Origin of the sequence: Paractinoplanes ferrugineus (assembly GCF_016862195.1) — a bacterium.
In the GTDB taxonomy this organism is placed as follows: domain Bacteria; phylum Actinomycetota; class Actinomycetes; order Mycobacteriales; family Micromonosporaceae; genus Actinoplanes; species Actinoplanes ferrugineus.
In genome coordinates, this window is the sequence record NZ_BOMM01000036.1 from 1 (window position 1) to 18,511 (window position 18,511).

Annotated in this window: 18 protein-coding genes; 7 read left to right on the forward strand and 11 right to left on the reverse strand. The window is 71.3% G+C overall.

Annotation, left to right across the window (positions count from 1 at the left end; translation table 11 throughout):
• Positions 1–400: 400 nt before the first annotated feature.
• The 3 genes from Afe05nite_RS43880 to tuf all read left to right on the forward strand — a co-directional run bounded on the left by Afe05nite_RS43880 (position 401) and on the right by tuf (position 4,836).
• Positions 401–2,617: a serine/threonine-protein kinase gene (locus Afe05nite_RS43880; RefSeq protein WP_239117988.1), complete on the forward strand. Its 2,217-nt coding sequence runs from the start codon at positions 401–403 to the stop codon at positions 2,615–2,617.
• Between the two features lie 17 nt (positions 2,618–2,634).
• Positions 2,635–3,399 carry a L,D-transpeptidase family protein gene (locus Afe05nite_RS19470; protein WP_203818564.1) on the forward strand — a complete coding sequence of 255 codons (765 nt, stop codon included), beginning with the start codon at positions 2,635–2,637 and terminating at the stop codon, positions 3,397–3,399.
• Positions 3,400–3,645: 246 nt separating this feature from the next.
• Entirely contained in the window at positions 3,646–4,836 is a 1,191-nt protein-coding gene (tuf, locus tag Afe05nite_RS19475; protein WP_203818565.1) for an elongation factor Tu, read from the forward strand.
• Here tuf and Afe05nite_RS19480 read toward each other — a convergent pair.
• The 5 genes from Afe05nite_RS19480 to Afe05nite_RS19500 form a co-directional block, all read right to left on the reverse strand.
• Positions 4,833–5,378: a hypothetical protein gene (locus tag Afe05nite_RS19480; protein WP_203818566.1), complete on the reverse strand. Its 546-nt coding sequence runs from the start codon at positions 5,376–5,378 to the stop codon at positions 4,833–4,835. The two genes, tuf and Afe05nite_RS19480, sit on opposite strands and share 4 nt — an antisense overlap.
• 27 nt (positions 5,379–5,405) lie before the next feature.
• Positions 5,406–7,610, reverse strand: coding sequence for a carbohydrate-binding protein (locus tag Afe05nite_RS19485; protein WP_203818567.1), 2,205 nt, complete (start codon positions 7,608–7,610; stop codon positions 5,406–5,408).
• Positions 7,611–7,869: 259 nt separating this feature from the next.
• Positions 7,870–8,907 carry an SAM-dependent methyltransferase gene (locus Afe05nite_RS19490; protein WP_203818568.1) on the reverse strand — a complete coding sequence of 346 codons (1,038 nt, stop codon included), beginning with the start codon at positions 8,905–8,907 and terminating at the stop codon, positions 7,870–7,872.
• A complete protein-coding gene (locus Afe05nite_RS19495; protein WP_203818569.1) occupies positions 8,904–9,311 on the reverse strand; it encodes a PLD nuclease N-terminal domain-containing protein in 408 nt (135 codons plus the stop codon). Before Afe05nite_RS19495 ends, Afe05nite_RS19490 begins: the two co-directional genes overlap by 4 nt.
• On the reverse strand, positions 9,221–9,904 hold the full coding sequence (locus Afe05nite_RS19500) for an SGNH/GDSL hydrolase family protein (protein ID WP_203818570.1): 684 nt from the start codon (positions 9,902–9,904) through the stop codon (positions 9,221–9,223). The genes Afe05nite_RS19495 and Afe05nite_RS19500 overlap by 91 nt, the downstream gene beginning before the upstream one ends.
• Positions 9,905–10,093: 189 nt before the next feature.
• On the opposite strand from Afe05nite_RS19500, the gene Afe05nite_RS19505 reads away from it, so the two are divergent.
• Positions 10,094–10,468, forward strand: a complete 375-nt coding sequence (locus Afe05nite_RS19505; RefSeq protein WP_203818571.1) for a hypothetical protein — start codon at positions 10,094–10,096, stop codon at positions 10,466–10,468.
• Positions 10,469–10,544: 76 nt separating this feature from the next.
• Here Afe05nite_RS19505 and Afe05nite_RS19510 read toward each other — a convergent pair whose 3' ends face one another.
• From Afe05nite_RS19510 to Afe05nite_RS19530, 5 genes are all read right to left on the reverse strand, one after another.
• Positions 10,545–12,464, reverse strand: a complete 1,920-nt coding sequence (locus Afe05nite_RS19510; RefSeq protein ID WP_203818572.1) for an AAA family ATPase — start codon at positions 12,462–12,464, stop codon at positions 10,545–10,547.
• Positions 12,465–12,479: 15 nt separating this feature from the next.
• Positions 12,480–12,743 carry a DUF6510 family protein gene (locus tag Afe05nite_RS19515; RefSeq protein WP_203818573.1) on the reverse strand — a complete coding sequence of 88 codons (264 nt, stop codon included), beginning with the start codon at positions 12,741–12,743 and terminating at the stop codon, positions 12,480–12,482.
• Positions 12,740–13,477 (reverse strand): ferredoxin reductase, encoded by a 738-nt coding sequence (locus Afe05nite_RS19520; RefSeq protein ID WP_203818574.1) that lies wholly within the window; start codon positions 13,475–13,477, stop codon positions 12,740–12,742. The genes Afe05nite_RS19515 and Afe05nite_RS19520 overlap by 4 nt, the downstream gene beginning before the upstream one ends.
• Positions 13,447–14,046, reverse strand: coding sequence for a sulfite oxidase-like oxidoreductase (locus Afe05nite_RS19525; protein WP_203818575.1), 600 nt, complete (start codon positions 14,044–14,046; stop codon positions 13,447–13,449). The genes Afe05nite_RS19520 and Afe05nite_RS19525 overlap by 31 nt, the downstream gene beginning before the upstream one ends.
• A gap of 141 nt (positions 14,047–14,187) precedes the next feature.
• Positions 14,188–14,607, reverse strand: coding sequence for a hypothetical protein (locus Afe05nite_RS19530; protein ID WP_203818576.1), 420 nt, complete (start codon positions 14,605–14,607; stop codon positions 14,188–14,190).
• A 79-nt stretch (positions 14,608–14,686) separates the two neighbouring features.
• Between Afe05nite_RS19530 and Afe05nite_RS19535 the strand changes: the two genes are divergently transcribed.
• Positions 14,687–15,067: a hypothetical protein gene (locus Afe05nite_RS19535; RefSeq protein ID WP_203818577.1), complete on the forward strand. Its 381-nt coding sequence runs from the start codon at positions 14,687–14,689 to the stop codon at positions 15,065–15,067.
• Here Afe05nite_RS19535 and Afe05nite_RS19540 read toward each other — a convergent pair.
• The gene (locus Afe05nite_RS19540) at positions 15,060–16,910 is read right to left on the reverse strand and encodes a S8 family serine peptidase (protein ID WP_239117990.1); all 1,851 of its coding nucleotides are present in this window, start codon (positions 16,908–16,910) and stop codon (positions 15,060–15,062) included. The genes Afe05nite_RS19535 and Afe05nite_RS19540 overlap by 8 nt on opposite strands.
• 155 nt (positions 16,911–17,065) lie before the next feature.
• Between Afe05nite_RS19540 and Afe05nite_RS19545 the strand changes: the two genes are divergently transcribed.
• A complete protein-coding gene (locus Afe05nite_RS19545; protein ID WP_203818578.1) occupies positions 17,066–17,734 on the forward strand; it encodes a hypothetical protein in 669 nt (222 codons plus the stop codon).
• Positions 17,731–18,414 (forward strand): hypothetical protein, encoded by a 684-nt coding sequence (locus tag Afe05nite_RS19550; protein ID WP_203818579.1) that lies wholly within the window; start codon positions 17,731–17,733, stop codon positions 18,412–18,414. Before Afe05nite_RS19545 ends, Afe05nite_RS19550 begins: the two co-directional genes overlap by 4 nt.
• The last annotated feature ends 97 nt before the right edge of the window (positions 18,415–18,511 follow it).

The following is an 18,511-nucleotide window of genomic DNA, read 5'->3' on the forward strand; positions in this document are numbered from 1 at the left end:
AGCCGTCACCCTGCTCCACCCCAACGCCGGCCGCCGCATCCTTTGCGGGGGCCGGCCTTTCGTCCCCGAACCGGCCCCTCCCGGTCCCGCTGAGCCCGGTCCCGCTGCGCCCGGCCCGTTTTCACTGAAGAAGGGGTCATCCCGCCGGCCACGATCCCGCCAAGTCCGGTGGGTGGGACGGATTGCCCACGATTTGGAAACGTGCCCGGCCAGGGACCCATGGGGCCAGAAGTTCGCTGGTCAGCGCGTGTTCGTGAAGGTGGAACGAGCGCCGGGCGCACGAGTGACGCGAATGCGGCTATCCCTACCAAAGGTGCGAACTTAGACACGCGGGCTTGCCAGGTGATCCGGACAAACAGCAGGATTCCGGGGCATCGCTGACGGCCTGAGGGGAGAGTTCGTGACCAAGGATCGCATGAGCGGCGTCGTACGCGCGGATTCCGCCGGCACGTCGGCCACGGATCTCGGCGGGCGATGCGTGGGCAGCTCCTATGTCCTGCAGCATCCCATCGGGCAGGGTGCGACCGGCACCGTCTGGCGGGGTGTCGAACGCGGCACCGGCGAGCCGGTAGCCGTCAAGCTCCTGCACGAAAGTCTGCTGCGGCAGCCCAAGCTTGTCACCCGCTTCGTACAGGAGCGCACGATCCTGCTGATGCTGCGGCACCGCAACGTGGTGCGGGTGCGGGACCTGTTCAGCGTGGGTGAGACCCTCGGGCTGGTGATGGACCTCGTCGACGGCGGCAGCCTGCGCGATCATTTGCGCGAGAACGGGACGGTCGCGCCCGGCGAGGCGTGCCGGTTCGCCGCCCAGGTCGCGTCCGCGCTGGCCGAGGCGCACGAACTCGGGGTGATCCATCGTGACCTCAAGCCGGACAACGTCCTGCTCCAGGTGCAGGGCGGCGGACTGGACACGCGGCTCACCGACTTCGGCGTCGCCCGCATCCTGAACACAGCGAGCATGACCACCCCGGACGCTGTCGTCGGAACCCCGCATTACATGGCCCCGGAGGCTTTCCACGGGGTCAAGGCAAGTGCGGCAACTGATGTGTACGCGCTGGGCGTGCTCCTCTACGAGCTGGTCAGCGGACACCCGCCGTACGAAAGTGATTCGATCCCGCACCTGATGCGCCGGCACCTGGAAGGCCACCCGGTGCGCCGCGCCGGGATCCCGGACGTGATCTGGGAGCTGATCGAGGACTGCATGGCGACCGAGCCCCGGCTCCGTCCGAGCGCCGCCGAGCTGGTGGCGGCCCTGTCCGACGCGGCCGGACGCTGCGCGGAGGTCCCGGCCCTGCCCCGGCCCGAGGGCCACTTCACCGAGCCGGGAAGTGCCTACGCCGACGACTCGGCGTTCTACCCGAACCGCCTCGCCGCCCTCGACAGCGCCGGCGTGCGCCGCGACGATGACGGCGGGATCGGCTGGCGGGGGCTCAACCAGGCCGGGCCGGGCAGCGTCCACGCGGGAGGAAGCGCGCCCGGCAATCGCGGCGTGAACGCCGGGCCCGACTGCGACTCGGGTGGCCCGGCGCGCGACCACGGCAGCGGGTGCGGCCTGAGCGGCAGCGGGCTCAGTGGCGGCGCGACCGGGAGTGGCGGGAGGGGTAGCGGCGCAACGGGGATCGGCCCCGGTGGGAGTGGGTTCAGCGGCGGCGGCGCAAGGGGGAGCGGCCGCACGGGCGGCGGGCTCAGCCGTGGCCGCGAAGGGGGGAACGGGCGGAGGCCCGGGGGGACTGTGGATCCGGAGTCGGTCGGTTTGCTTGCGGTGCCGCTTTCCGGGGAGCGGGGCGCCGAGGGGGCGAGTTGGCGGTGGGTCAAGCGGCCCGGGGCGATGGTGACGCTGGTTGCGGGGGTGGTGGCGGCGGTGGCGGTGGCCGCTACGGCGTGGGACTTCGGGCCGCGGGGTGGGGTGAGTCGGGACGAGGTGGGCAGTCAGTTTGTGGCGGTGGGGCCTACGCGGTCGGTCGGGCCTTCGGTGCGGGTGCCGAAGGCGTCGGCGCCGCGGAAATCGGCGCACCGGGCCGCGGCCGATGGGCACGAGCAGCGGGCCGCGGCTGACGGGCACGAGCAGCGGGCCGCGGCTGACGGGCACGAGCAGCGCGGTTCGGCTGCTGGACCTGGGCAGCGCGGTTCGGCCGCTGGGCATGAGCAGCCCGGTTCGGCCGCTGCGCGGGTGGTTACGCCCAGTGGCGTACCGTCGAAGGCTGCCGCACCGAGCGTGACTGAAACGCGGTCACCGCAACCGGAAGCTACGCCTTACGGGTCGTGGAAGTGTGGGCGGAGCATCGAGTTCGACGTGCGCGGCCGGACGCCGTTCGTGCTGCAACCGTGTCAGATGTCGGGGCGCGACGTGCGATATCAAGCGTTGCTGACGGCGCCGGGTGGGGGGATCGGCAGCATCACTGTGTCGCTGCGGGAGGTGTCCAGCGGGCGCACTGTGGCCGGCCCGACGACGTGCGCGAACCTCGAGTTCGACGGCGATGCGTCGACCCGCGGATGCGATCCGGTCGCCGCCCAGCCGGAAAAAGGCTACGCGTACCAGGTTGTCATGACATATCGCTATGAGCGGCAGGGGCGGACCGTTGCGAGCTCGGCGAAGGGTTCCGCCTTCACCTGGTGAGCCGCTACCGTCCGACCATGAGGATCCTGCTTCTCGCGGGGCTGATCGTGCTCGGGCTCGCCACCCCCGCCCAGGCGGCCGATCTGGCCCAGGCCGATCCGGCGTGGTTCCCGACGAGGCTGACCCACCTGGGTGACGCCAAGCAGGTAATCGTCGTCACCGGGCGCAGTCAGAAGTCGAGCTACGCCACGCTGCGTACCTACCAGCGCGGGAGCGACGGGCGTTGGCGCGAGGCGTTCCCGGCGATGGCGGCGCGCAACGGCTACGCCGGCTGGCAGTGGGCGACCAGGCGGGTGCAGGACACCGGCACCACCCCGGCGGGCACGTTCCGGATCACCGAGACGTTCGGACTGGCGGCCCGGCCCAGCGGCACCCGGGTGCGTTATCGCCGGGTCGACGGCAACGACTACTGGGTGGGCGACCGGCGCGACCCGCGCACCTACAACCTGTTCCAGCCGAGCGCGTCGGCCCGGCGGACCTGGCGGATCTCGCAGGCCGAGCGACTGGCTTCCTACCCGACGCAGTACGCCTACGCGGCGGTGATCGACTTCAACCGGGCGGCGAGCGTGGCCTGGGATGCCCAGCGGCGCGAGTACGTCGCCCGGAAACCGGCCGTCGCGGGCCGCGGCTCGGCCGTTTTCCTGCACGTCAACGGCAAAGGCTCGACCGCCGGGTGCGTGTCGGTCAGCCGTACCGAAATGGTCCGGATCCTGCGGTGGCTCGATCCCGCCGCCCACCCGCGGATCGTGATGGCCCCGCTGGCCGACATCGGCAGGGCCTGAAATCAAGTCGCGCCCCACGGCGTTGCGACCTACCGTGATCCACATGTTCGCGTTCGGTTGGCAGCTGCCCTCTTCGGTGGCTCCCGTGCGCGTGCGTCCGCTCAGCGGCGCCGATACCCGAAGCTGACCCTTCCCCACCGGCAGCAGAACCCCGGGGAAGGGTCGCTGTCACCTGCGCGGGTTCTGACGCGGCGAGAAAACACCGCGGTCCGAGGAAGAAACAACCTTGCCACCAGTGAGGAAACCATGGCCAAGAGCCAGTTCATCCGCAACAAGCCACACGTCAACATCGGGACGATGGGACACGTCGACCACGGGAAGACGACCCTGACCGCCGCCATCACGAAGGTTCTCGCCGACCGCGACCCGGCCGCCAACCGGTACGTCGCGTTCGAGGGCATCGACAAGGCGCCGGAGGAGGCCGCCCGCGGCATCACCATCACCATCGCGCACGTCGAGTACGAGACCCCGACGCGCCACTACGCGCACGTGGACATGCCCGGCCACGCCGACTACGTGAAGAACATGATCACGGGGGCGGCGCAGGTGGACGGTGCGATCCTGGTCGTGTCGGCGCAGGACGGGTCGATGCCGCAGACGCGGGAGCACGTGCTGCTCGCCCAGCGGGTCGGTGTGCCGTACCTGGTGGTGGCGCTCAACAAGAGCGACGCCGTCGACGACCCCGAGCTGCTCGACCTGGTCGAGCTCGAGGTGCGGGAGCTGCTCTCCGAGTACGGCTTCCCCGGCGACGAGGTGCCGGTGGTGCGCGTCAGCGCGCTGCGGGCCCTCGAGGGCGAGCCGCAGTGGGTGGGTTCCATCGTGGACCTGCTCGAGGCGGTCGACGACTACGTCCCGGTGCCGCCGCGCGAGCTCGGCGAGCCGTTCCTGATGCCGATCGAGAACGTCCTGTCGATAAGCGGCCGGGGCACGGTCGTCACCGGCAAGGTCGAGCGCGGCACGCTGCGCGTCGGCGACCCGGTCGAGGTCGTCGGCCTCGGCCCGACCGTGGCGAGCGTCGCCACCGGCCTGGAGATGTTCGGCAAGTCGCTGGAGTCGGCGCAGGCCGGCGACAACGCGGCGGTGCTTCTGCGTGGCGTGAAGCGCGAGCAGGTGCAGCGCGGCCAGGTGGTCGCGGTGCCCGGCAGTGTCACGCCGCACCAGAAGTTCAAGGCGACCTTGTACGCGCTGACCTACGCCGAGGGCGGCCGGCACACGCCGTTCGAGGCCAACTACCGGCCCCAGTTCTACTTCCACACGACCGACGTGTCGGGTGGCCTGGAGCTGGCCGGGGTGGACCTGGTGATGCCGGGTGACACGCTCGACTCCGTCGTCGTGGACCTCGGCAAGCCGGTCGCGCTCGAGGTCGGCCTGGGCTTCGCCGTCCGCGAGGGCAACCGCACCGTCGCCGCCGGCACGGTGACCGAGTTGCTCGACTAGACCGGATCGCGGCCCGGCTGGGATTCCCCGGCCGGGCCGTGCCCCCGCTGGTGGCGGCCGACCGTGCCGCCCAGATAGAACGTCATCTCGCCGAGGTCGCGGCCGAGCGAGCGGCGGATCTCGTTCAGCAGCACCAGATGCGCCTCGGCGGCCGGGCGGGATGCCTCGTCCAGGCCGTCCTCGTCGACCGGGTCGGTCACCGGGTCGCGGGTCGACACCGCGGACAGGAAGACACCGACCGCGCGCCCGAAGCCGTCGATCGCGGTGGCCACGCTCAGCGGCGCGACCAGGCTCGCCGACGTCAGGGCGACGCTCCACGCCGCCCAGTCGACATCGGCCGGCCGCCGGTCCAGGTGGGCGCGCCGCAACTCCATCATGAAACGCGAGTACTGCGCGAACAGCTCCTCGTAGGCGGTCAGCTGGCGGTCTCGCAGCCAATGCCGTTCCTGCGAACGCCGGGTGACGGCCCCACCGACGACCACACCGAGCGTTGCCGAAAGGGCACCACCGAACGTCGTCAACACGACCGGCAAGATGTTCATGACATCGAAGTGTGTCAGCTTCCGGCCTCAGCTGAGCCGCAGATAATCCAGGTTGAAGCCGCCGGTCTCGCAGAAGACGGTGATTTCCTGCGCACCGGCCGACAGCGCCACCGGGACGTGCACCGACTGGTAGGCGGCCCACCCGCCGGTGTCCGGCACCGACACCGTTGCCAGCTTCGCGTCGGCGGCATCCCGCACCGAGATCGCGTCGGCGGCCACCGCGCCCGTACCGTTGGCTGTGCGCAGCTCCAGGTCGTAGGGGCCGGCCGTGGCGACGTCGACGCGGTACCGCAGCCAGTTGCCGGCCGCGGTCCAGCCGACGTTCCGACCGCCGCTCGCCGACGCGTTGCTCTCCACGAAGTTGGCGCCGCCGTCGGTCCAGCCGTGTTGCGCCACATAGGACTCGGCCTCCACGCGTTCGCCGATCGGGGCGCCGTGCGGGGCGACGATCAGGTGCACCGTCGTCGACGCGCGAGCCGCACCGTCGGTGACATGGAAGGTCAGCGTCTGCTCACCGGCTGTCGTCGGATGCACTGTCACTTCGCCGGTCTCCGCGTTCAATGCCACCCCGGCGGGCAGGTCGGTGGCGTAGAACGACAGGCGGTCGCGGTCACGGTCCGTGGCCGACAGCCGGAACGTCGTGGTCACGTACTGGTCGGCGGTCACCGGCGCCGTCGGCGCGAACACCGGTGCGTGGTTGCGGTGGGTGGTCGGCGGATGCGCATTCCAGCGGTACGTGGCGTACGCGCCGGCCGGCACCTCGACCACAAACGACTCGGCGCCGAGCAGAACTCGTACCTTCGACGGAACGGTGTTGCTGTTGGCGATGACGGCCGTGAATGCGTTTCCGTCCCGGTAGACGACGTTGCTGACGCCGTTCGCCGAGGCGCTCGACTCGACCCGGGTGTCGCCCGGCTTCAGGTATCTGGCGAACTGGCCCAGCGGGTAGAGCTCATCGCGTACCGAGAAGGTCTTGCTTGTCGTGTCGACCTTGACCAGGCGGTCGGGCCATTTCGTGGTCGCCGCGACCTGATCCCAGTCGACGTTGTTGTCCCGCTTGTCGGTCCAGTGCAGCGTGCCGCCGTCCTGGTCGGTCGCCTGCGCCCACAGCACATAGGAGCTCGCGTCGAGCCGGAAATAGTCGAGCACCGTCGCCGGGCTCAAATCGCTGGTCTCGGTCAGGTGGACCGGCTTGCCGAACTCCTCGTACGCGTCGCGCATGACCGTCGGGTCGCCCCAATAGGGGTGGAACGCGATCGCGTCGGCCGCCTTTCGCGCGGCCGGGTCGTTCAGGATGCGGTAGTAGTTCTTGGTCTCGGTGCTCGCCGGGTCACGCCAATCCCAGAAGTTGAAGTCGTGCACGTAGAGGTCGGTGCGCAAGCCCGCTTTCCGGGTCTCCCGCTTGATCGCGACGGCCAGTTTCTGCTGCTGTTCGACGCTGATGTCCATGGCCGGATAGACCACGTCCATGCCCGGTTCGTTGAGCAGCGTCAGGGCGTCGATCCGCACCCCCTGCCTCGCGTACGCCTGGAGGTATTTCACGTAGTACCGCGCGAAGACGTCGATCGCGTCGTCCCGAAGTTTGCCGACCTGGTAGTAACTGCTCGTGCTGCCCGGCTTGAGCGCCACCTCGCCGAGGAACTTGTTGTTCGTCTTCATCCACGCCGGCGCACTCCAGGCCGACGCGAAGAAGGTCGCCTTCGGGTTGTACTTCAGAATCAGCCGGGCCGTCTCGACGATGTGCAGGTCGACGTCGCGCTGAATGGTGAAGTACTTGAGGTCGTAGTCGCTGGTGACCCCGGCCGGCAGGTCGTCGTAGGACCAGAACGGCAGATGGTCGATCAGGTCCGGGCTGCCGATCGTGAGCCGGAACCGGTCGAGCCCGGCTCCCGTCCTCGGGTCGGCCAGCAGGCGGATCGCTTTCTCCCGCTCGGCCGGCGTCAGTTTCCAGAGGTTCGACACGCTCGCCTCGTCGAGCGAGAAGCCGATCCCGCTGTACTGCTGCCGCTCCTGACCGGGATCGACGACAACGGTCGCGTCCGCCCGCACGCCACGGTCCGCCCCCACCCGCACACCGGGCAGCTCTTCCCAGGCGTGCCCGGCCCCGCTCGAATACGTCCCGCTGACCAGCGCCCCGGGCCGATGCGGCCCGCCGGCCCTGGCCGGCTGACCCGCCCCCACCAGCCCCACCGCAGCCAGCACAGCAAACGCCGCCGCCGTCGATCGCCTCACGAGCCCTCCAGCAGATAGATCAACCACTATCCGACCAAGTTTATTAATTCCTTTAACTAAGAAGCAATGCCTCCGAAACGTTCCGGAACCGACCGCGACGCCGACGCCGGCCATCCAGGCGTCGAAGTCATTGGCCGGCGGCGCGTCCTCCCCGGCGAGCGGAAGCGCACAGCGGGCACCAGTTGAGGGCGCGCGCGGCACGGTAAGCCGGGGGACACGCTCGACGGAGGAAGGGGTGGTCCGGCGGCCGTCCGAGGGGTCAGGCGCGCGGGGGGCGCACGGTGCCGTCGGCGGTGAAGAGGGCGCGATGGAGCGGGGTCGCCCGGAAGGGGCCGCCGTGATGCGGGCTCTGCCAGGCGGGGGTGCCGGCGACGGTGAGTTCGTAGTCGGGGTGGACGGCGTCGTCACTCGGCCGGCGGGTGAAGGTGACGGGCAGGCGAGCGCCGCCAGTCACGGGGAGCGGGGACGGGAGTGGGGCGTAGACCGGGGCCCACGCTCGGGTGTCGCCGGTAAGGGTGTCTATCTCGCGGCCGCCTCGGGATTCGGCGGCCACCCTGGTCCACAGCAGCAAGCCGGTCACTGTGCCGGTGGCGGTGCCGATGCGCAGTTCGACGGTGGTGTGGTCGGTCGTGGGTGGGTGGTGCTGAGCGGCGAACACCAGGGACTCGACCGGGGCCGCGGCGGAGATGATCGCCTCGGCGGCCGGGCCGGCCAGGCACAGGCGCAGGTCGAAGGGGGCGCCGGTGGCCTCGAAGATGCGGTGTACGTAGGGCCGGGCCGCGGCGGCCAGGGGCAGCTCCGCGCCGGTCAGGTCGACGGCGGCGGCCCAGGTCTGGATTCGGAACGGGATCCAGGTGCAGTCGGGGGTGCACAACCGGGCTCGCGCGTCGGCCAGGACGGCGATCGCGCCCTCGGCGGAGGCGATGTTGCCGACGATCTCGGAGACACAGACCTCCGCCCGTACGGGAAGGGTCGTGTCGCTGGAAAGACCCGGCCGGACCGTGACCCGATCGGCCAGGCCGGCCTCGATGACCGCCTCCGCCGCTCGGTCGGCGGTGCGGCCGTCCGCCTCGATCGCGTAGACGTGCCGCGCGCCGGCGTGCGCCGCTTCGACCGCCCAGAGTGCGTCGCGACCGGTGCCGATGTCGACGACGACCTTGCCCGGCGCCGCCGCCCGGACGGCGGCGCGGTAGGCCCGATGGCGGTCGTCGGCGGTGTCGAAGGCGTCGTAGACCCGGTCGTCATAGGCTGGGTATTCGCCCATCGACGGGAACAGCGAGAAGAGTGACGTGGTCACTCCGGGTCGGACTGCTGCCGGCGGCGCAACTCGTCCTCGCGGCGGCGGAGGTCGGCCTCCCAGGTCTTCATCATCGCCTCATCATCGCGTGCGGTGGACGCGAGGCTCTTCAGAAACTCCGGGTCGTCGTCGGGGGCCGTCGAGCGCTGACGCGGCCGCTCGTTCTCCGGGAAACCGCTGCCCGGCCGCCACACCGTGCCGTTGCTCAGCCGCACCGCCGGGGCGGGCCGGCCGGCCACGAACCAGGCGATCGCCCCGACCGGGGAGAACAGCAGGATGATGAACACCCAGGGCGCTCGTGGCAGGGCGCGGATCAGGGACTCCTCGGCGGAGAGGCAGTCGATGAGCGCGACCACGAGCAGCGCGAGGTCCAGGAGCACGAACAGCGAGTAGAGGCGAACCATGGCGAGGATCCTGCCAAAGCGGCGGCGCTCGCGTGGTCCCGGAAAAGGTGCAAAAAGGTAGTTCGGCCGCAGCTCGACGACGCGGTGTCGAAGAGCAGCGGGTAGCCGAGCACGATCACTTTCGCGGCCGGGGCCTTCGCCTTGATCGCGGCGTAGGTCGCGTCGAGCTTGGCCGGCAGCGTGGCGGTGATGTTGGCGATGGCGGCGTCGACCGTGCTCGTGCACGTGGCGTCGCCGGCGAACTGGCAAGTCAGCACGATCGGAGCGAAGCCCGCGTCATTGCCGCCGATAGTGATGCTGATCAGGTCCGTGCCGCTCGGGATGGCCGGGGCCTGGGTGGCGAGGACATCGCCGGTGACGGCGCCGCCGCAGGTCAGGTCGGTGAACGACTTCGGGGCGTGCTTGGCGACCCACTGGCCGGGGAAGCCGTTCGGGCTGCGTGCGCAGCTGCCGGACTGGCCGGGCGCGCCGACGCCCGACGAGTAGGAGTCGCCCAGCGCGACGTAGTCGACCGTGGATGCCGGGGCGGCGGCACCGACAACCAGGAACGAGGTGGTGACGAGACAGCCGAGGACGAGGTGACGGCGGTTCATCGGGGTGGCCTCCGGTCCGTGGGGGAGAGGAAGCCGGAGCTCCGGTTACCGCAAGGTAGGCCGGTCAGCTGGGACAAGAAACGTCCTGTTTTACCGGGACGGCGGAGTAAGATCGATGAATCGCGATCTCTCAAGATCGGTACAGCGGACCCTCAGCAACACCACAGTCGATCGCACTACCGTTCCGGTATGGAAGAGGAACGGGCACGTCGGGTCGTCGACTCACTCCGCGCACGCAACGTCTTCGCCCACGTGAAGTTGCCGCAGGCCGGCATCACGCAATACGGCATCCGGGTGGTCCTGCCGGACGGCCGCGAGGCCATCTGGGACAACGACGGCACGGCCGGGCTCGAGGCTCAGATCATGCGGAACGGGGTCCTGGTCGGTTTCGTCGCGTCGATCCCCGACTCGGAGAATTTCGGCGACGGCCAGATCATCGAGGCGATCGCCACCGCCGACTACGACCGCCCGGTCGGCCGTTCCCGCCCCGCCACCCCGCGTGCGCCGGCCGCTCCGCCCAAAGCGCCGTCGCTCGGACAGCGGCTCCGGGGCGGTTTCCGCTAAGCCCCGGCTGGGCCGGTCCGGTCAGGTCAGGTCAGGGCAGGTCCGGTCAGGGCAGGTCCGGTCAGGGCAGGTCCAGTCAGGGCAGCGCCTCGGGAGCGATCAGGTCCTCCAGGCGGCGCAACGCCACCGGCCACAACTCCGGGGTGAGGCTGCCGAGCAACGTCTCGGCAAGCGACCGCACCACCACGTCGATCGCCTCCCGCACCGCGGGCTCCAGTTCCGGCTCGGCCGGCCGCGGTGGCGGCGACCAGGTCACCGGCTCACGCTGCGCGAGAAGCGCGTCCGCACCGGCGGTGGAGGCACCGGCCTCGGCCGCGACGGAGGCCCCGCTCCCCTCGGAAGCGGAGGTCCCAGCGGGAGCTGAGGTCCCGGCAGCGGCGGGAGCAGCGGCGGTGGGAGCAGGGCCTGGGGGAGTCGGGCCCAGGGGAGCGGCGGCTGGGGGAGCAGCGGCCGCGCCGTATTCGACCGGCAGGTCCTCGGGCGCCCCGATGAGGTGCAGGAAACCGGTCGCTCGGGTCAGCGCGATGTACAGCAACCGGTGCCCGCGCGAGTCGTCGTCGAGGATGTAGCCGGGTTCGACCACCACGGCGGCGTCGAACTCCAGCCCCTTGGCCTCGTGCGGGGCGAGCAGCGCGACCCCGGCTCCGCCCGGTTCGTCGTCGCCGGCCGGGTGCCAGGGGAGACCTTCGTCGTCGAGCGCCGCCTCGACCTCGGCGCGGCAGCGGGCGGGGCAGACCACGGCCACCGAGCGCCCCCGGTCGGCGTGTTCGGCGGCGGCGGTGGCGACGAGGCGGCCCCGGGTGGTGACGTCGGCCGGCGTGATCACCGGCTCGGAGTTGCCGTCGCGTACCGTCGTCGGTGCCTGCACGCTCGGCGCCGCCATCGGCAGGAGCTCGGCCGCGAGATCGAAGATCTGCCGCGGGATGCGGTAGCCGAAGCGCAGCTCGCGGTGCTCGTGCGGGATCGCCGCGGGTAGTTCCGCTTCCAGGTCGTGCCAGTCGTCGCGGGCCCACAGTCCGGTCGACTGGGCGATGTCGCCCACCACCGTTATCGATCCGGTCCGGGAGCGCCGGGCGATCGCCCGCATCTGCATCGGGGACAGGTCCTGCGCCTCGTCGACCACGACGTGCAGAAAGCCCTTGACTTCGAGGCCGGTCAGGTGGTCGACCTCGTCGAGCAACGGCAGGTCGGCATCGAACCAGAGGTCCGAGTCGTCGTGCCGGTACAGCGACGCCACCTCGCGGTCGGTGAACTCGCCGCCCGCCGCCGCGGCGAGCAGCTTGCGGGAGCCGAACAGCTCGCGCAGGAATCGCGCCGGCTCGAACCGGGGCCACAGCCGGTCGGCCAACTGGTCGGCGGCCTCCAGGACGAGCCGCGGGTCCTTGCTGGCGGCGGCCATGGTCGCCCGCAGGATGCGCCGCCGGTCGCCGATCGGGGCCTCGCTCGCCACCGCCGTCTCGATCATCCGCCGGACGATCATCGAGTCGAGCTTGACGGTCTGTCCGCCCACGTCGATCGACGCCGGCACCTCCGCCGCCGGCCGGCTCTGGTGCTGGGCGTAGGCGCGCTTGAGCAGGCCGACCATCCGGGACTCGCCCTTGAGCCGGGCGATGTGCGGGGCCTCGTCGCGTACGCCCGGGGTCCGGGAGAGCAGCGCCCCCACCGCCCGATGCACCACCCGGTCGTAACCCCAGCCGGTGAGCACGTCGTCGGTGAACCGGGCGAACGCCTCGGAGGGGCCCACCACCAGGGTCTCGGCGTCGTCCAGCAGGCCCTCGTCGAGCAGCCACGCCACCCGGCGCAGCGCCGTCATCGTCTTGCCGGTGCCCGGACCGCCCTGCACGATCAGCACCCGGTCGAGCTCGGTGCTGACCACGTCGTCCTGGGCGGCCCGGATCGTGGCCACCAGGTCGGGACCGGCTGCCACGCTGTCCCGGCTCAGCACGGCGAGCAGATCGTCGTCCACCGGGGCGCCCGGGTCGGCGGGGCGGAACATGTCTGGCCGGCCGGGTCAGGAGCCCGCGAGGGGCAGCTCGAGGCGGACGGATCCGCGCAGGTCGAGGAAGACCCGATCGGGTGCGTGCACCATCCGCAGCACGACATCCGAGCAGTGCGGGCAGCGGGCCACCTGCCCCATGCCGTGACCCCACAGGAGCAGCGTCGCGACGGCATCGGCGTGGCCGCAGCCGGCACAGGTGTACCGGGCGACGGTCACGTCGACCGCGAAGAGCTCCCGCAGGTCGCCGGCGAGGGCGTTGCCGTCGAGAGGGTTCATGACGTGCCTCCGAAGCGTTCCGTGCGGATCCGCTTGGGGTCATGGCCGAGAGCGACCAGGATGTCCGCGGCAGTCTCGACGAACGTGGTCGGACCGCAGACGTAGCAGTCCGGGGTGAAGTCGGCGGGCCAACCGTAACTGTTGATCGTGGCCACGTCGATCCTCTTCGCGGGGGGCGTCCGGGTGTAGACCCACCGAACGTCAAGACCGGGATCATCGCGTACGCGTCGGGCAAGCTCGTCGGCGTAACAGGCGTCGGCCGGCGTGCGTACCGAATAGATCAGCCGGAACGGCTGTTTGGCCTTCGCCTCCGCACGGGCCCGGATCATCGCCATCAGCGGGACCACGCCCGATCCCCCGGCGATCAGGAGCACCGGGGCCGGTTGGGTCTCGCGCCAGACGAACCAGCCACCCACCGGGCCGCGCAGCTCGAGTTGTTCGCCCACCTCGATCGTGTCGGCCAGATAGGGCGAGACCTCACCGTCGGCCACCCGCTGCACCGTCAGCTCGACCGTTTTGGCCGTGGGTGACCAGCCCGACGCGATCGAATAGCTTCGCTGCGCGCGGTAGCCGTCCGGCGCGGTGAGCCGGACGTCGACATGCTGACCGGGCAGGTGACCCGGCCAGTCGGGCACGTCGAGGATCAGCGTGCGGGCTGACGGGGTCTCCCACCGTTCGCCGGTTACGGTGGCTTCTCGCCAGGTCAGTCGCCCTGGTAGCGCTGCTCGAGCCATGGGTCTCCGTACATGTGGTAGCCGGCGGCTTCCCAGAAGCCGGGCTCGTCCTCGTTCATCAGGGTCAGGCCGTTGACCCACTTCGCCGACTTCCAGAAGTACAGGTGGGGCACGATCATCCGGGCCGGCCCGCCGTGCTCCGGTTCGAGATCCTCGCCGTCGAACTTATAGGCGATCCAGGCCTTGGAGTCCAGCAGATCTTCGAGCGGGACGTTCGTCGTGTAGCCGCCGAAGCTGTGCACCATCGTGTAGTCGGCGGCGGTGTCGACGTCTTCGAGCAGCGTGTCCAGCGAGACGCCACGCCAGGTCGTGCCGAGTTTCGACCATTTGGTGACGCAGTGGATGTCGGTGGTGACGTCCTCACTCTTGAGGGCGAGGAATTCCGTCCAGTTCCACTCGGTCTTCTGGCCGGTCTCGGTGGTGATGGTGAAGTGCCAGCGGTCGAGCGGGATGCGGGGTGTCGGCCCCGCGCTGAGCACCGGGAAGTCGTGGGTCAGGTATTGACCTGGAGGCAGACCGTCGACCGACTCGCGTCGCCGGCCGCCGAAGCCGCGGGAAATGATGGCCATGGTTCCTGAGTAAACCGCATGATCATTTCGCGCGGGAGAATCGATTTTGATGATCTTGATGACTTCGCGGTTTTGGTCCGCTTTATCCAGCCCGATGGGAGCATGAGGTTCAGGCCCGTGACCGCGGGCGGTAGGGATTTCTCACATGGGCAAGCACGCCGCCCCCGGTCGCCGACCCAGCCGGCGCCAGTGGCTCTCGCTCGGCGCGGTCGTCCTCGCGGCGGTCTCCGGCGGCGGAGGGTACGCGGTGAGCACCCGCCTCGATGGCGAGAACCTGGTGACCGCCGAGCCGTACGCCTCGATCCCGGCCCAGCCACCGACCGACCGGCCACCGACCGACCAGCCACCGACCGACCGGCCACCGCTCCCGCCGGCGCCGGTTCCTTCGGCGCTCTCGCCGGCACCGATGGCCACCCCGGCCAAGAGCGCGGCGCGTTTCTCGGTGAGCCCGTCGGTGCCGGCCGCGTTGCCCGCCCCGTCGGTGCCGCCGCCCGCGCAGTCACCGGCGCCCGGCGCGAGACCCCGGACGCCGGGGCCCGGCCCGCGGACGGCGGGGTCCAACTCACCCGCGCGGGGGCCAGGGGGGTCAGGGCCAGCAGGGTCGGGGCCAGTGGGGTCGGGGCCAGTGGGGTCGGGGCCAGTGGGGTCGGGATCGGCCGGGTCGGGATCGCTCGATCAGCGGGGGCTCGGTGCGGCCGGGGCCGGGATCGAGAAGGTCGGCGTCCGCAGCGAGCACCGGCCCGACGGCTCGCTGCGGATCATCACCGCCCGGTCGGATCTGACCGGGCAGCGGGAGCTCCGCTGGGCGGCCGACGCCGGCCGCCCGATCGGCGACCTGCGCTGTACCCAGAACCTGCACTTCAACGACGACGCGCGCCCGTCGAGGCAGCCGAACCTGCTGCTCTGCTGGCGCACGTCGGCCACCCGGAGCGTCGTCACGCTGATGGTCGATCATGGCGGCCACCCGTCGGTGGCCGACAGCGCCGGCGTCATCGCCCGGGAGTGGGCCGCGCTCAGCTGAGCGCGTAGGTGACCTCCGCGGTGATCTCGGTGCTCGGAACGATGAGCCGGATCCGGAACGGTCCGTAGGCCCGCTGCTCCTGCGCCACCTGGCCGTCCGGTCCGGTGCGCACCGAGGTGCAGGTGAACGGCTTGTTCTGGACCGAGACACACAGGTCGACCGGCCGGTTCGGCACCGGGCGGCCCGCCGACAGGACCGTGAACGTCGTGTAGGTGCCGTTGCCGGCGGGCGCCCACCGCCGCAGCGCGCCGGCATCGATCGTCAGCTTCGGCTCGGGCGTGGCCTCCGGCGTCGGCGTGCTCTCCGGCGTCGGCGTGGCGTCCGGCTTCGAGGTGGCCTCCGGGGTGGGTGTGGCTTCCGGTGTCGGTGTGGCGTCGGGTGCCGGTGTGGCGTCGGGCGCGGTGGTCGCTTCGGGGGACGGCGTGGGCGGGGTGGCCGGGGCCGGCGGCGTCACCGCGGCGAGCGCGGCGGTGAGGTCCAGGCGCCCGTAGCCGGAGTCGTCGTCGCGGCCCGGAGTGCCGAGATCCGCTGACGAGGATTCGAGGGCCTGTTCCACCTGGGCCGGCGTGAGTGTGCGGTCGACCGAGCGGAGTAGCGCGGCCGCGGCGGCGACGTGCGGTGCCGCCATCGAGGTGCCGCTCATGCCGGCGTACCGGTTCGCGGGGTAGGTGCTGACGATGCCGTACCCGGGGGCGGCCATGTCCACATAACCGCCCGCCGTCGAGAACGAGGCCACGCTGTCCGACTGGTCGGTCGCGGCGACCGCGATCACACCCGGCTGCGCTCCCGGGTAACTGGCCGGACTGCCCTTCTGACGCTCGTTCCCGGCGGCGGCGACGATCACGACCCCGCGGCTGCGGGCGTACTCGATCGCGGTCGTCATCGACTGCTCCGGGGAAGCGCCGCTGATCGACAGGTTGACCACGTCGGCACCGTGGTCGGCGGCCCACACCACACCGGCGGCCGCGTCCGACATGTAGCCGGCGCCGTTGTCGTTCAGGACGCGTACCGGAAGGATTTTGACATCCGGCGCGATGCCGGCGATGCCCAGGCCGTTGCCGGCGGCGGCGGCGATGGTGCCGGCGACGTGCGTGCCATGACCGTGTACGTCGTGCGACGGTCCGACCGTGCCCTCGGTCAGGTCGGCCCCGGGCAGCACCTGGCCGGCCAGGTCGGGGTGGGTCACGGCGACGCCGCTGTCGAGCACGGCGACCGTGACTCCCGCGCCGGTCGTGCGGGCCCACGCCGGCGGGGCGTGGATGGCGTCGAGGTCCCACTGATAACCGCGGTACGGGTCGGTGCCGGTCCCCACGGCGGCGACCTTGACCGGGACGTCCAGTTCGACGCCGACCGCGCCGGTGGTCCGCTGCGCGCGGCGCACCTGGCTGACCGCGCCGGCCCGGTTGTTCGCGGTGTGCACCGCGATCACCGGGCGGCCGTCCCTGCCGATCGTGGTGGTGACGATGCGGGCCGGGTGCGCGGCGGAGACCTTGCGCGGCACCAGCGTCTCGGGCGCGACGTCCAGGTTGCGGGTCGCCCGGCCGGCGGGCTCGCGCTCGATCGCGGGCCGGGTCGCGGCGGCCCGCGCTCCCGCCGGCACCGAGCCGTCCGCAGCCGAGCCATTCGGAGCCCAGCCATTCGGAGCCGAGCCATTCGGAGCCGAGCCATTCGGAGCCCAGCCATTCGGAGCCCAGCCCGAGGGAAGCGCGGGCCCGCCGATGGCTGTGTCGATGGCCGCCGGGCCGGTCGGCATGGTGATGCCGTCCGCCAGCATCAGCCCGGCGCCGGCCAGGGCGCCCACCGTCAGAACGGCCGCACCGTAGCGTCGAATTCGCTTGTCCATGCCTTGCCTCCCCGTCGAACAGACGCCCGAATATTCGTCCGGACCGGGGCGGCGCTGGTGAGAGCCGCGGTGCGAGGTGAGTGCCAAACGGGTAGGCCGTTTTGCCATCTTTTGTCCACTCAGCTGGCACGATTGGCCGGGAGAGGAGGCGGGACGTGAGCAACCGTGACGACGACGAGGGCGTGGTCTACCACTCGGCCGTGCAGGAGCAGCGGCGGCGACGGCGCACCCAGGCGATCGTCGGCACGATCGGCCTGGCCGCGATCCTCGGACCCACCGCCTACTTCGTGACCGCGCAGATCCTCGACGGCCGCCGGCCCACCGTCACCCAGGACATCGGCGCGCTCGCCCCGATGCCACCGACCGAACAGGCCACCCCGGCCCCGGCCGCGAGCAGCGGATCACCTTCGACGGCGGTCCGGTCGACGATCGCCGCGGTCCGCCGGTCGACCAGCCCCACCCCGGTGCCGTCGGTCCCGTCCGGGGCCGCCGACCAGCTGTCGATCCAGGGGGTCGGGGTCACCGAACGGAACTTCACCACCGCCGACGGAACGGTCCGGGTGCAGTCGGCTCGCTTCGACCTGACCGGCCAGCGGGACCTGGCGATGGCCGGGGACAGCGGGCGCGCGTACGGCACGGCTCGCTGCACGCAGAACATGCGCTTTCCCGACGATCCGAACGTACGCGAAATGCCGTCGATGCTCCTGTGCTGGCGGGTGTCGCTGAGCCGCAGCGTGGTCACCATGGCGGTGGCCGCGGCCGGCAAGCCATCGGCCGCGCGCAGCGTCCAACTCCTCGAGCAAGAATGGGAGAGGCTCGGATGAGCCGGCCGACTCCGCGCTCCGGCCGGAACCGGCAGATCGCGATCGGCGCGGCCACGGCCCTGGTCGTGGTGGTCGGCGGGGGTGCCTTCCTGGTCGGCTCCCGCGCCGACGACAGCGCCCCGCGAGACGCCGACGCGATCGGGCCGGCCGCGACTGCGCCCGCCGGCAACGTGCCGGCTCCGGAGCCGCAGGCGTCGACTCCGCCGGTGTCCGGAACGAGGGCCGGTGCCGCCAGGAGGACACGATCCCCCGAGCCCGCGGTGCGCACGGAGGTCGACGCCGCGCGGTCTCGGGCGGCGGCGGCCGGCAACCCGGTTCAGCGCCCGCTCACCCCCTCGGCGCAGCCGAAGATCGCGGCCGCGGCCGTCGACTCGCTCGTCGAAGAGGAGCGGCCGCTTCCGGGCGGCGGCACCCTGCGGATCAAGTCGGCCCGCTACGACCTCAGCGGCCAGGGCGAGTTGCTCTGGGCGGCGGATGGCGGGACCCCGGCCGGTGGGGCGCTCTGCACCCAGAACTTCCGCTTCGCGCAGGGCCAGAAGCCTGCCGTACGCGCGAACATGCTGCTGTGCTGGCGTACCACGGCCGATCGCAGCGTGACTGTGCTGGCCGTGACCCCCGAGGAAGTGCCGAACTCGGCCCAGGTCCTCAACGTCCTCGACACCCAGTGGGACCGCCTGTAACTGAGAGCCGGCTGGCTGATTGCTGGTTTTGCCGTGCTTTGTCCGATGCGTTGCGACTATGAATGTTCGGAGGCCCGCCCCGGCGGGCCCAACGCCG

Excerpts from the sequence above, each read along its gene's own strand:
- Afe05nite_RS19515 (WP_203818573.1), bottom strand. The coding sequence starts at position 12,743 with ATGAACCCTCTCGACGGCAACGCCCTCGCCGGCGACCTGCGGGAGCTC.
- Afe05nite_RS19470 (WP_203818564.1), top strand. The coding sequence starts at position 2,635 with ATGAGGATCCTGCTTCTCGCGGGGCTGATCGTGCTCGGGCTCGCCACC.
- Afe05nite_RS19550 (WP_203818579.1), top strand. The coding sequence starts at position 17,731 with ATGAGCCGGCCGACTCCGCGCTCCGGCCGGAACCGGCAGATCGCGATC.
- Afe05nite_RS19520 (WP_203818574.1), bottom strand. The coding sequence starts at position 13,477 with ATGGCTCGAGCAGCGCTACCAGGGCGACTGACCTGGCGAGAAGCCACC.
- Afe05nite_RS19505 (WP_203818571.1), top strand. The coding sequence starts at position 10,094 with ATGGAAGAGGAACGGGCACGTCGGGTCGTCGACTCACTCCGCGCACGC.
- Afe05nite_RS19510 (WP_203818572.1), bottom strand. The coding sequence starts at position 12,464 with ATGTTCCGCCCCGCCGACCCGGGCGCCCCGGTGGACGACGATCTGCTC.
- Afe05nite_RS19525 (WP_203818575.1), bottom strand. The coding sequence starts at position 14,046 with ATGGCCATCATTTCCCGCGGCTTCGGCGGCCGGCGACGCGAGTCGGTC.
- Afe05nite_RS19480 (WP_203818566.1), bottom strand. The coding sequence starts at position 5,378 with ATGAACATCTTGCCGGTCGTGTTGACGACGTTCGGTGGTGCCCTTTCG.
- Afe05nite_RS19495 (WP_203818569.1), bottom strand. The coding sequence starts at position 9,311 with ATGGTTCGCCTCTACTCGCTGTTCGTGCTCCTGGACCTCGCGCTGCTC.
- tuf (WP_203818565.1), top strand. The coding sequence starts at position 3,646 with ATGGCCAAGAGCCAGTTCATCCGCAACAAGCCACACGTCAACATCGGG.
- Afe05nite_RS19540 (WP_239117990.1), bottom strand. The coding sequence starts at position 16,910 with ATGGACAAGCGAATTCGACGCTACGGTGCGGCCGTTCTGACGGTGGGC.
- Afe05nite_RS19500 (WP_203818570.1), bottom strand. The coding sequence starts at position 9,904 with ATGAACCGCCGTCACCTCGTCCTCGGCTGTCTCGTCACCACCTCGTTC.